Origin of the sequence: Rhodococcus sp. APC 3903 (assembly GCF_030407755.1) — a bacterium.
Classification (GTDB): Bacteria; Actinomycetota; Actinomycetes; order Mycobacteriales; family Mycobacteriaceae; genus Rhodococcus_F; species Rhodococcus_F erythropolis.
Map to the genome: position 1 here is coordinate 284,769 of NZ_JASDCV010000002.1, position 11,564 is coordinate 296,332.

General features: G+C 63.8%; 11 protein-coding genes and 1 pseudogene. 6 read left to right on the top strand and 6 right to left on the bottom strand.

Features of this window, described 5'->3' with window-relative positions:
* Nucleotides 1-12: 12 nt before the first annotated feature.
* The 3 genes from QMA15_RS03805 to QMA15_RS03815 are packed head-to-tail and all read left to right on the top strand — an operon-like array spanning nt 13 to nt 2,262.
* Nucleotides 13-651, top strand: coding sequence for a hypothetical protein (locus QMA15_RS03805; protein ID WP_046377726.1), 639 nt, complete (start codon nt 13-15; stop codon nt 649-651).
* Nucleotides 652-664: 13 nt separating this feature from the next.
* On the top strand, nt 665-1,597 hold the full coding sequence (gene pheA / locus QMA15_RS03810; protein ID WP_021334641.1) for a prephenate dehydratase: 933 nt from the start codon (nt 665-667) through the stop codon (nt 1,595-1,597).
* A complete protein-coding gene (locus QMA15_RS03815) occupies nt 1,594-2,262 on the top strand; it encodes a histidine phosphatase family protein (protein ID WP_279162922.1) in 669 nt (222 codons plus the stop codon). The genes pheA and QMA15_RS03815 overlap by 4 nt, the downstream gene beginning before the upstream one ends.
* Before the next feature lie 9 nt (nt 2,263-2,271).
* Here the strand turns inward: QMA15_RS03815 and QMA15_RS03820 are convergent, their stop codons facing one another.
* The 6 genes from QMA15_RS03820 to QMA15_RS03845 all read right to left on the bottom strand — a co-directional run bounded on the left by QMA15_RS03820 (nt 2,272) and on the right by QMA15_RS03845 (nt 8,445).
* Nucleotides 2,272-4,374, bottom strand: a complete 2,103-nt coding sequence (locus QMA15_RS03820) for an acyltransferase family protein (protein WP_029254190.1) — start codon at nt 4,372-4,374, stop codon at nt 2,272-2,274.
* A gap of 40 nt (nt 4,375-4,414) precedes the next feature.
* A complete protein-coding gene (locus tag QMA15_RS03825; protein ID WP_060938687.1) occupies nt 4,415-5,233 on the bottom strand; it encodes an ESX secretion-associated protein EspG in 819 nt (272 codons plus the stop codon).
* Nucleotides 5,233-6,486 (bottom strand): PPE domain-containing protein, encoded by a 1,254-nt coding sequence (locus tag QMA15_RS03830; protein WP_290283699.1) that lies wholly within the window; start codon nt 6,484-6,486, stop codon nt 5,233-5,235. Before QMA15_RS03830 ends, QMA15_RS03825 begins: the two co-directional genes overlap by 1 nt.
* Before the next feature lie 77 nt (nt 6,487-6,563).
* Nucleotides 6,564-6,863 (bottom strand): PE family protein, encoded by a 300-nt coding sequence (locus QMA15_RS03835; protein ID WP_029254193.1) that lies wholly within the window; start codon nt 6,861-6,863, stop codon nt 6,564-6,566.
* 133 nt (nt 6,864-6,996) lie between these two features.
* Nucleotides 6,997-7,347, bottom strand: coding sequence for a metallopeptidase family protein (locus QMA15_RS03840; protein WP_007736028.1), 351 nt, complete (start codon nt 7,345-7,347; stop codon nt 6,997-6,999).
* Between the two features lie 3 nt (nt 7,348-7,350).
* The gene (locus QMA15_RS03845; protein ID WP_029254194.1) at nt 7,351-8,445 is read right to left on the bottom strand and encodes a septum formation family protein; all 1,095 of its coding nucleotides are present in this window, start codon (nt 8,443-8,445) and stop codon (nt 7,351-7,353) included.
* Between the two features lie 82 nt (nt 8,446-8,527).
* Between QMA15_RS03845 and QMA15_RS03850 the strand changes: the two genes are divergently transcribed.
* The 3 genes and pseudogenes from QMA15_RS03850 to QMA15_RS03860 all read left to right on the top strand — a co-directional run.
* Entirely contained in the window at nt 8,528-8,923 is a 396-nt protein-coding gene (locus QMA15_RS03850; RefSeq protein ID WP_003945404.1) for an ankyrin repeat domain-containing protein, read from the top strand.
* Nucleotides 8,924-8,988: 65 nt separating this feature from the next.
* Nucleotides 8,989-10,242, top strand: a complete 1,254-nt coding sequence (gene serS / locus QMA15_RS03855) for a serine--tRNA ligase (protein WP_003945400.1) — start codon at nt 8,989-8,991, stop codon at nt 10,240-10,242.
* Nucleotides 10,243-10,606: 364 nt separating this feature from the next.
* A pseudogene (locus QMA15_RS03860) lies at nt 10,607-11,564 on the top strand (Ig-like domain repeat protein); the annotation flags it as partial.

Sequence of the window (11,564 nt, forward strand, 5' to 3'; positions counted from 1 at the left end):
TACGGTTTGTCTGTGGCCATTCCTCTTTCACTCGGGCTGCCCGCCCCGAGAAACTCGCGCGGACTCCTCGAAGCACTCTTTCTCCCGGTCGTTCCGGCGTCGGCGCTGATCGGTGGCGAAGCAGCAGGCCGGGTTGTCGTCCGCCTCGATATCGATCCGGAAGAACTGCGCGCGGACACGGATGCGTCGTACGAGGCCGTCCGTTTCGACGTCGACGTCACCACCGACCAGATCGACGACGCGATCGCGCTACGTCTGCCCGCTCCGCTCGCGGTGTACGTCGACGGCGGCGAAGAGGATCTGACACCCGCCGAAGCGGCGCTGCGCCTGTGTGAAGGTGGACGGATCCCCGGACTCGCCGCCGGTCTCGCGCCCACCGAAGTGGCTGATTTCCTGGCGGTACTCGCGCACGAGTCCGTCGGTTTCGTAGCCCGCGCAGCCGACGGTGACGAGGTGATCGCCCTACTGTGTGGCACCGTCGCTGCACTACGCGGCGACGACGTGCGCGCCGCGATAGTCGATCCGAAGCCCGAAAAACTCGCCGCGCTGATCCCGGAAGCCGCGTCCGCGATGCGCGAGGTGCTGCTCACGATCGAGGTCGCGGATCTGCCTGCGGTGGAAACGGCTCTGCGTGCCGCGGGTTTGCAGTGACCGGCGTGGGTCGATGCGTAATCTTTTAGGCGTGCCAAGAATCGCGTATTTCGGTCCGTCGGGAACCTTCACGGAGATAGCTCTCGCCCAGTTGGAGGCTGAGGGCGCGTTCGGCGAAACCGTCGAGCGAGTACCGGCCGGCAGTCCGCCGGCGACTCTCGACATGGTTCGCGACGGTTCCGTGGACGGGGCCGTAGTTCCCTTCGAGAACTCGGTGGAAGGCGGCGTAGCGCCGACGCTCGATTCACTCGCTCTCGGTTCGCCCCTGCAGATCGTTGCCGAAACCGATCTGGACGTGAGTTTCTCCATCCTGGTTCGCGCCGGGACCACCGCCGACCAGGTCCGCACGATCGGGGCCTATCCGCATGCGGGCGCACAGGTCCGCGGTTGGATCTCCGAGAACCTGCCCCAGGCCGAGGTGGTGTTGGCCTCGTCCAACGCCGGTGCGGCGCTGGACGTGCAGGCCGGAACGGTCGATGCCGGTGTCTCCACGGCTTTGGCCGGTCAGATGCTCGGACTCGACAGCCTGGCGGACAACGTCGCCGATGTGGGCGGCGCCCGTACACGCTTCGTGCTGGTCACCAAGCCGGCTCCGGTTCCCGAACGGACCGGTGCCGATCGCACCGCGCTGGTGCTTCACCTCGACAACGCTCCAGGCTCCCTGGTGCGCGCACTCTCCGAATTCGCCGCTCGCGGCATCGATCTGACTCGGATCGAATCACGTCCGATGCGAACGGAATTGGGTACGTACCGGTTCTTCGTGGACTGCGTCGGACACGTCGAGGACTCGCTGGTGGCCGAGGCGATGCGTGCACTGCATCGGAAATCCGGAGTCCGCTTCCTGGGGTCGTGGGCGACAGCGAATTCGACCGGGCCACAACCTCCTTCGGACGAAGAAGCGATTCGGTGGATCGACGAACTCAAGCATGGAGGGGGAGAACGATGACCGGAAGGCTCATCCTCGTTCGGCACGGTCAGACGGAGGCGAATGTCGCCAAACGTCTCGACACCGCTCTGCCCGGAGCAAAGCTCACGCCGGAAGGGTTGGCGCAGGCCGAGACGTTGGGCATCGGCCTGGCTTCGGCTCCTCCTCTGGCGCTCGTATCGTCCTTGGCTTTGCGTGCCCGGCAGACAGCAGGTTTTGTGGAGCAGGCCGCCGGTGTATCCCTGGATGTGCGGGACGGACTGCACGAGGTCCAGGCCGGTGACCTCGAGGATCGCACCGACGAGGCCGCGCACCGACTGTTCATGGAGACGTTCCATCACTGGCACACCGGCACCCTCGGCGCTCGCATTCCCGGCGGTGAAACGGGATACGACGTCCTGGAACGGTACGTCCCCGTCGTCAATGCGCTGCGCGAAGAATTTCTCGAAGGCTCACGAGACGGCGGCGACATCGTCGTGGTGAGTCATGGTGCTGCGATCCGTCTTGTCGCCGCTCAGCTTGCCGGTGTCCCCGGACTGTTCGCAGCCAACAACCACTTGGCCAACACCGAGACCGTCGAACTGTTGCCCTCAGCTGATGGCGGCTGGGAGTGCCTACGCTGGGGAGCCGTCAACCCGCCGTTCGAGCACCGACTCATCCCCGGCGCCGACGACGTGATGGGCTGACGGACTGCTTCACCACCAACCGGTCTGGACGCTCAGTTGGCGCCCGAGTTCAGCGGAAAGTGTGCTCACGTAGCTGGCTGTCAGGTGGTGGGAATCGTGATACACCAACACATTTCCCTCCACGACGCGGCACAACTCCGGTCCGCACACACCGTCGCTGAGATCGAGTAGGCGGACGTTGGTCAGATCGGCAATTGCCGACGGCGCCGGATTGACGTCGCTGAGCATTTCGGACCGTGGCATCGCGCAGTGATCGGGTGACGTGGTTGTCGCCAGACAGTCGATCGCGCGGTAGGCGACGCCGTCGTGGTGCAGCCAGGGGGTATCGCGAATGGCGAGGACGTCGATACCGTCGCGCCCCAGTTCCTCCCATACGTGAACGTACGATTCGGGCGTCACGTCACCAGGGCCGTCGGAACTCGGCCTGGTTGCCGTCGTGAACACGAAATCGGGTGAGGCGTCGGCCAACTCGGTCAGCACTCCACGCGACCAGTCGACACAATCCGGATAGTCGTTGTCCGACAACGTCTGCATGGAGTCGACGGTGAGCGGGCAGCCCATCTTCAGATACGTGTCGACGCGGAACCCGTGACTCTTGCCGAGTTCGTCGAGCGCAGTGAGCCAGTGCTCGGAGTGCGAACCACCCGCGAGCGCGATGGTTCTGTCTGCATCGGCGTCGCCATAGGTGCAGTGGACGACGTCCCGCTCGAGAAAATCGGCGATACAGCCGTCGAGCGTACTGGCCGGAAGGTCCAGTGGCGCATCGAAGATCGAGGGAACCATCGACGCCTTGGGTACTTCGGCACCGTCGGTGAGCGCGAGTGCGCCGGGATGGGTCGGGAGGTCGAGGGTGTCGACCGCCCGCTGGCCCGTCGTCTGGCTGCTCGCGTACGACTGCCAGGCGACCGAAGCGGCGAGGACCGCGGCAGCGGTGACGACGCATGCCAGGACGGTGTACCGGCGCGAGCGGCCTCCGCGCTCCACCGGAACCTCGACCAGGCGCCGGAGTGCAAGCGCCCCCGCGACGGAGAGGGCGATGATCAGTGCCCCGCCGAGCAGGCCGGCTTCGGGGCGTCCGGTGATCACGAGTGCAAACACCAGAATCGGCCAGTGAATCAGGTACAGCGCGAATGCGAACGAGCCGAGCCACGTCAGTGCCGGATGGGCGAGCGTCTTCGACGTCCAAGGTGTGTCGTCGCCGACTCCGGACAGTATCAACGCAAGAGTGGCCAGCACCGGTACCAGCGCCCACGGGCCGGGGAACTGCTGGGCGCCGTCGAGCACTATGCCGCACAACAGGATCGACGAAAGCCCCGCCCAGCCGATCGTCGCTCTGACCGAGAACGGCAGGGATGCGATCTGCCGACTGCGCGTGCTGGTCATCAGAACGGCCAGCAGACCACCGAGGGCCAATTCCCACAACCTGGCGCCGGAGTCGTAGTACGCCCAGGCTTGGTGACGCGAAGATTTGGCGAGTGCGTAGAGAAAAGATCCTGCGGTCAGAACCAGAAGGGTGACCGCGAGTGACGGGCGGAAATAGTTGGGATTCACGCGTGAAGCCACATAAGCGATCACGGAGACGAGTGCGATGGCCAGGAGATAGAACTGACCTTGCACGGCCATCGACCACAGGTGCTGCAGGGGAGTGACCGAGCCGTCAGCGGCCAGGTAGTCGCTTGCGGTGCTGGCGAGCTGCCAGTTCTGGAAGAACCCGAGCACCGCGATCAGTTGATCACCCAGATCGGCCCAGCGTGTGCGTGGCAGCAGCAACGCGGTCCCCAGTGCGGTCAAAATGCTGACCACCGCGATCAGGGGGAACAGCCGCAGAAACACCCGCCGCAGTGCCGGGACCGGGTTGAGTGAACCCCCGGCTTCGGCGCGTCGAACCAGTGAGCCGACGAAGAAGTATCCGGACAGAACCAGGAAGACGTCCACCCCGCCCGATACCCGTCCGAACCACACGTGGAATACGACCACCAAACCGATGGCGAGGCCACGCAGTCCGTTCAGGTCTTGTCGGTGCGGTGTTGTTGCCCGTTCTTCGTTCGGCCGGTCGATCGTGGCGACCGAGCCTTGTTCGCCCGGTGACGACGGTTGACGCGAGAACTGCATGCTGAAGTAAGGCTCCGGGCGTTGAAGGGACGCCCCGAGGTTACCCGGAAGTCTCCGGCGTCGATTCCTCGAGTTCGGTTACCAGCGCGTTCACGGCTTGTCGCAGGCGATGCGGTGTTCCGGAACTGATGGACGTCCACTCGGTGCCGTCGGCAGCCCGAGTAGTCGAACCCACGAGCCGGCCGGCCAAGGTGTCGTACACAGTCACTGCGCCGGTCATGAGCGTCGTCGCTCCCAAACTGTGTGGTATTCCAACCAATTCGGCGAAGGCGGTGCATGTGACGATTGCGCTACCCAGTTGGCGCGCGTCGTCTTCGGGTATCCCGGCGTTGATCAAGGCCGAGGTCACGCTGTCTGCATCCGGGCCGGCGCCGAATGCCAGGCTGAGCATCTCGGTCGGTGCGTTGATCACGGCAATCGGCATTGCTTCGGCGCTGCCGAGCGCGGTGACGACGGGTGCAGCTGGTTCGGCGGTGACGCTGCACAATGCGAACGAAGAATCGGTTGAAGTTGCTTCGACACAAAGGAATTCGCCCTGTGCGACGCAGAGGCGTGAAATCCTTCCACCGACATGCCGACGCAGCGCCAACTCCCATTTGGGGTGGGTCAGGACGCGTAGGCGGGCGCTGAGTTCGTGATGGATCTCCCCGCCGGGGAGGAGATCGCGCTCGGAGAGCGAATCTGCCGCGGACTGCATCGCCGTATGGTGAGCGCTCGCACTGGCGTGAACCGTCGCGCCACCGAGAACCACCGGAAGCGCATCGAGCCCGAGTCGCTCACGTACATAGTCGATTTCGTCCTGTGAGAGGGCGACGACAGGCAAATTCCACCCATCAGGTGAGGTGCCGAGGTCCACCATCAACGCTCTGCAGTTTCGAGTGCGCCACCGATCACGGACGGGATGACTGTTCGGCCGTCGGCGAAGTGCTCGAAGTGCTTCAGATAATCAGGTGTGTCGTGCTCGGTGTCGTCTTCAGATTGGGCCGCATGACGGCCGCCGGCGATCGGCGCAGATCCGCCTGCGGTTCGGGCCGGATCCACTTTGACGGTATCGACGGTGCCCTGAACCGGCGAGGTCACGGGGTTCTGGCGCGCGGCGCTCTGGCCGGTGGAGGGATCCGGAAGAGCGTGCCGGCCGGTGCTGCTGCTCGACGACGAGCCCGCGAATGCTCCGGCTCCGGTGGTCGCGGAAGCTGCGCTGACCTGTGCCGTTGCCCGACTTGCCGACGGGGTGCCGAACAGTGATGGTGTGGAAGCGCCGAGTCTCGCGCCACCGAGCCCTGCGCCGCCCAGTCCGGTGAGTCCTGCTCCGGCCGTCGCGAGAGTTGATGCGGCAGTGGTGGCGCCCGTGACGGCGGTGGTCGCGGCACTGACGGCGACCGACGCTCCACCGGAGATGGCACCGGCCTGTGAGGCAGCGGCGGCAAATACCGGGTTGGAAACTACGGATGCGACAGCAGCGGTTGCGGCGCGCACGGGATCCGCGATTACGTCAGCGAGCGTTGATGCCGCTTGCGCGACGGACTGTCGTGCGGCGTTGCCTGGGCTTTCGGCCGAAGCGGATGCCCCAGCTGTGGGTTCCGCGATGGACGGTGGTGAATCGAAGTTCTGCTGCACGGCCAGATGCGTCGTTGCGGCGTCGTACGTTTCCATCGTCACCGCCGCTCGAATTTTGAGTGCTTCTTCGGCAGCCTCGGCGGCAGCAGCCCCGCCGACCAGGGCCCCGCCGATGGAGTATGCGGCGACCTTGGCCGCTTGAACCGCCGCGATCTCCGCCAGGGACGGCATGGCCAGGGTGGCGACGGTGTAGGAACCGGACTGCACTTGGGCTTTACCAGCGGTTTCTCCGGCGAGCAGCGCGGCCGAGGCAGCCCATTCCTGGAACGGTGCGAACTTGCTCAACGCGGCATCCGCGGCTTCTCCTGACCACCCGGTGCGAAGGTCCGCCATCACGCGAGAGATGGACGCAGCGGTGTCGGTCAGTCCGGACGACACGGTGGACCAGGCCCCGGCCGCCACACCGAGAGGGACCGGCCCGGCCCCGGCGACCAGTGCTGCAGAGTTGGGTGCTGCGCCCCGTGGATACCAGATGACGCCGGTGATGCCGACCATTGTTCTTCCCCCCCAGGAAGTGTGACTGTGTTGCCGAGTTGCCGAGTTGCCGAGTCACCGAGTTCGATTTCTGTCGATCAGATCGGTGCGGCTGCCAGGCTGGACTTGGTGAGCTGGTCTTCGAGCTCGTAGGCAGCTGCATTCTTGCGCAGAGCTGCCGCAGCCGCGGTGAGCTCCTCGATTGCCCGATCGGTGGACGAGGCAAGGCTGCCCGAGATGGTGTTGAAGTAATTTGCCGCGCTACCGGACACTTCTTCGGATCCGGCTGGGAGAACGCGTAGCGTCGGCTGCGCAGTAGAGACGATTCCGCGCAATCGCGTCGCCGCAGACTCGAGTTCCATTGCGGCGGCAACTAGGGCTTGAGGGTCGACGTACATAGTGCCGAACTCCTTCCTGACCAGGGCGGATAAGTGGTCGGGAGGTCGTGCACACAGCCGTAGAAATCCCCCCGCACATAGTTTGATGCATGCCGGCCGCTTTTGGTTCCCCCGGAATCGGACGACTTTGCCCTCAGCCCCAGCCGAGTTCGTGCAATCTGTCTTCTTCGATACCGAAGTAGTGCGCGATCTCGTGGATGACGGTCACGGCAACCTCGTGAACAACCTCGTCCTCGGATGCACAGATGTCGAGTATCGAATCGCGGAAAATAGTGACCGTGTCCGGCAGGTACCCACCGTAATGAGAATCCCGCTCGGTCAGAGCGACGCCCTGATACAAACCGAGCAGCCCCGGTTCTTCCTCGTCACGTGCTTCGACAAGCACCACGACGTTGTCGATGGCCTTGGCAAGTTCGGGCGGAATCAGATCGAGCGCCTCGCCGACCAGTTCCTCGAACCGGTCGGGCGTCATAGTCACCGTCATGGCTTACGACGGCGGAGCTGCGCCGGGCAACGGCGTCGGCAGCGACCGACCTTCCGGTGCAGCGGGTGGCGGGACCGGAGCGGCGCCGTTGATCAGGATTTCGCCCTTGGCGCTTCCGGTGATCGCGGCAAACCCGCCGGTTTCGACCTCTTTGCCGATCGAACAATTGACTCGGCGGCTACCGGCCAACCAGCTTTCCAGTGAAATGTTGTCCCAGAACAGCGTCAGCGTCTTGTCGCGAAGCGCGTCTGCGGAACCAAGGTACTCGTTGGACGCCTGAGTGCAGACGCCCTCGAGGTAACGGTCCTGATCTTCGACCGACGGCATTGCGCCCGGGAATTGAGTGCCGAGGTCGATCACCGAAATGACCTCGTATGCATGCGGTTTCGCGCAATCGACCGGATCGGTCGGGAGGTTCTGGTTGATGCCGATGCACGTGCCGACGTCCCACACGTTCGACTGGTCCTGGTCCGCCACGCGGCCCACGAACGGTTGTAGTTCGCCGGTCGTGGTCGAGAACTGCAAGCCGCAACGCAGTGCGCGCTCGCCCGAAGCCCAACCCGATTCGCTCGGGAACATCAGGCCGACGCTGAACTTGCCCTTGGGATCGAACTTCGAATCGAGGTAGGACATGACGATGGGTGTGCAGTGCTCGTCGCGGAGTTCGGCGAATCGAAGGGCGCCCGGGTACCGGGAACCGGGGCCGAACTCGGCGCCGGGGAACACCGAGAGGTCGAGTGGTCCGGCAACCTCGAAGCGGTGTTCAGTTCCGCACTGAACCTTTGACATGTCCGTGCGGTCCCCGCCCGACTCGGTCGCAGGCGTCCAGTTGAGGCAGTCGCCGGCCGCAGCCGCGGTGAAGGCGTCGTCGCGAGTAGATCCCGTCGCTGCTGGACCGCCACCACTGACACTGACCGAGGACGAGTCGTCCTTGTTCAATCCACCGGAAATCGCGATCGTTGCGATCGCGGCGACCACCGCACCTACCGCCACAGCAGCCAGGACCCGACGGGTGCGACTCGCTGAGACAGTTTTCTTCGCCGGCGTCCCCTGGGGATCTGCCGGATCTGGCGACTTCTCGATCTTGTCTTCGGACATCGATTCCATCATGCCTGTTGCCGTGGCGATATCGAACCTTCACTACAAAACTCACAAACGCGTCTGTGAGTATTTTGTAGTCATGAGCGAAAACACCCCACTCGATCCCGAGGCTGTCGAGCTGGCGGGCCGGCTCTTCGACATGGCACGAACCGGCGACGCGGCCGGGCTGGCGTCGTATGTCGATGCTGGAGTTCCCGTCAATCTGACCAACGAGAGTGGCGACACGCTCGTCATGTTGGCGGCGTATCACGGTCACGCTGACGCCGTCGTTGCCTTGATCGAGCGCGGCGCCGACGTCAACCGGCCCAACGACAAGAACCAGACACCCCTCGCCGGAGCCGTCTTCAAGGGCGAGGATGCGGTGGTGAAAGCGCTGGTGAGCGGGGGAGCCGACCCGAAAGGTGGACACCCGACTGCCGTCGACGCGGCTCGGATGTTCGGACGCGAGGACTACCTGAGTCTGCTCGAATCGTGATCTCCCCCTCTCCGACATGGACGTGACCGTCGGCGAGCTGCGGTGAGTGGGTAAAGTTCGAAGTCGTGATTGACCTCAAGTTTCTCCGTGAGAACCCCGAAATCGTCCGCGAGTCGCAGCGCACCCGTGGAGAAGATCCAGGACTGGTCGACGCTCTGCTCGAAGCCGACGCGTCCCGACGCGCTGCCGTTCTGACCGGAGACAACCTCCGCGCAGAGCAGAAGGCCTTCGGCAAGAAGGTCGGACAGGCATCTCCGGAGGAGCGTCCCGCGCTGCTCGAGGGTTCCAAGGAACTGGCGGCCAAGGTCAAGGAAGCCGAGGCCGCGCAGCACGAGGCGCAGGCCGCGCTCGACTCCGCACACCGCGCGATTTCCAACGTCGTACAAGAAGGTGCGCCGGCCGGCGGCGAGGACGATTACATCGTGCTCGAACACGTCGGTGAGATTCCGAAGTTCGACTTCGAGCCGAAGGATCACCTCGAGCTTGGTGAGTCGCTCGGCCTGATCGACATGGAACGCGGCGCCAAGGTTTCGGGTTCACGCTTCTACTTCATGACCGGCTACGGAGCCATGCTCCAGCTCGGACTGCTGCAGTTGGCGGCGCAGAAGGCGATCGCCAACGGATTCACGATGATGATTCCGCCGGTGCTCGTACGCCCGGAAATCATGGCGGGTACCGGCTTCCTCGGTGCTCACTCGGACGAGATCTACCACTTGCAGGATGACGACCTGTACCTTGTCGGAACTTCCGAGGTACCCATGGCCGGCTACCACTCGGGCGAGATCCTCGAACTGAACGAAGGCCCGAAGCGCTACGCCGGTTGGTCGTCGTGCTTCCGCCGCGAGGCCGGAAGCTACGGCAAGGACACCCGCGGCATCATCCGTGTCCATCAGTTCGACAAGGTCGAGATGTTCACGTACTGCCGTCCCGAGGATGCCGACGCCGAACACCAGCGTCTCCTCGGCTGGGAGCGAGACATGTTGGCGGCCATCGACGTTCCGTACCGCGTGATCGACGTCGCCGGCGGAGATCTCGGTTCTTCGGCTGCGCGTAAATTCGACTGCGAGGCATGGGTTCCGACGCAGGGCACCTACCGCGAGCTGACATCGACGTCCAACTGCACGACTTTCCAGGCCCGCCGCCTCGGAGTTCGGTACCGCGACGAGAACGGCAAGCCGCAGACGGCTGCCACTCTCAACGGCACCCTGGCAACGACGCGCTGGATCGTGTCGATTCTCGAGAACCATCAGCAGGCCGACGGCTCGGTGCGAGTGCCCGAGGCATTGGTGCCGTTCGTCGGCACGGATGTGCTTCGCTGACACACTGAACAAACACAATCAGGGCCGCGACGCACTCCGTCGCGGCCCTGATTCGTACTTTCGTACTGGTAGGTTTGGAACTTTTTCTGAACTGGCGGAATATCAAATTTTTCCCGCCGATTGACGAGTTGACCACCAAAAGCGTTGTCGATAGACCGCTTTGGCGTTAGTTTTGCGTTCAATCGGGCTTCCATACCCTGCTTTTCCATCCCCCGTCAGGTGATGTGAGGGTGAGTCCGGGGTGAATTGGACAAGTGTCTTGCCAAAAGTAGTACACGTACTAGTTTTTTCGTTATGTTGTGACGGCGCGCACACGTTTTGTCCGAATCCACTGCTCATGTTTGCCCTTCCGAAGGAAGTGCCCATGCCCCAAATCTCTCAGTTGCGGCGATTCGCCGTGCCCATAACCGGAACCGCCATGGTCGCGGGGATGCTGCTGATCGGCACGCCCGCATCCGCCGCGATCTCGACCACCGGTTTCAAAACAGCGTGTGTCGCAGGCTCCATCATCGGAGACGTCCACAAGGTCACCGACAACCTCATCACGGTCGACGCACCCGCTTCTGTCCAACCCGGCGAGACTTTCACCTACCGAATTCAGCCGAGCGGAACGTCGTATCCGGACAAGGATTCCGGCGCGACGACTACGAACCTGTCACGTCTCAAGGTCGACTACGCAATCCCGGCCAACGCGACGTTCGTTTCCGCGGCCGTCGTCGCGGGCACCTCGGTCGGACTCGACAGCGTCGCACCGAACGTTCTCAGGGTCAATGACTCTGGCAACGTCGACGGTAGCGGCGGGATCCTTCGGCTGTCCGGAAACAACCAGGTGATCGGCAACAGTCCGACGACGAGTACCAACTCGGAGGGAGGTATTCGAGTACCGAAGTCCAAGAAGAACCTCGATGGCTCGACAAACGGCAACGGAGACACCTGGTTCCGGCTTCCCGCAGTCGACGTAACAATGGTCGCTGGTGCGACGGGAGTGATCCAACCGAAGGTGAGGACCGCGGGTACGGCCGGCAACCTCGGTGCCAGCGAAAACTTCAGCACTCAGCTCGCAAAGGCGAGTTTCCTTGGTACACAGTGGGCGCCGACCCGTTGCTCGCCCCGCGAGAACAAGGACACCACACCGCTCAATGCCGGCGCGGGTCCGCTCGCGACAATCAGCATTGCTTCGGCTCCGGTCGATGTCGAGACCACGACGTCGCTCTCGGTTCCGGCGACGGCGATCACGGGTACTGCGGTTGATCTGACTGCGACGGTTGCTCCGAACAATGCTGTCGGTACGGTGCAGTTCAAGTCGAACGGCACTGCGATCG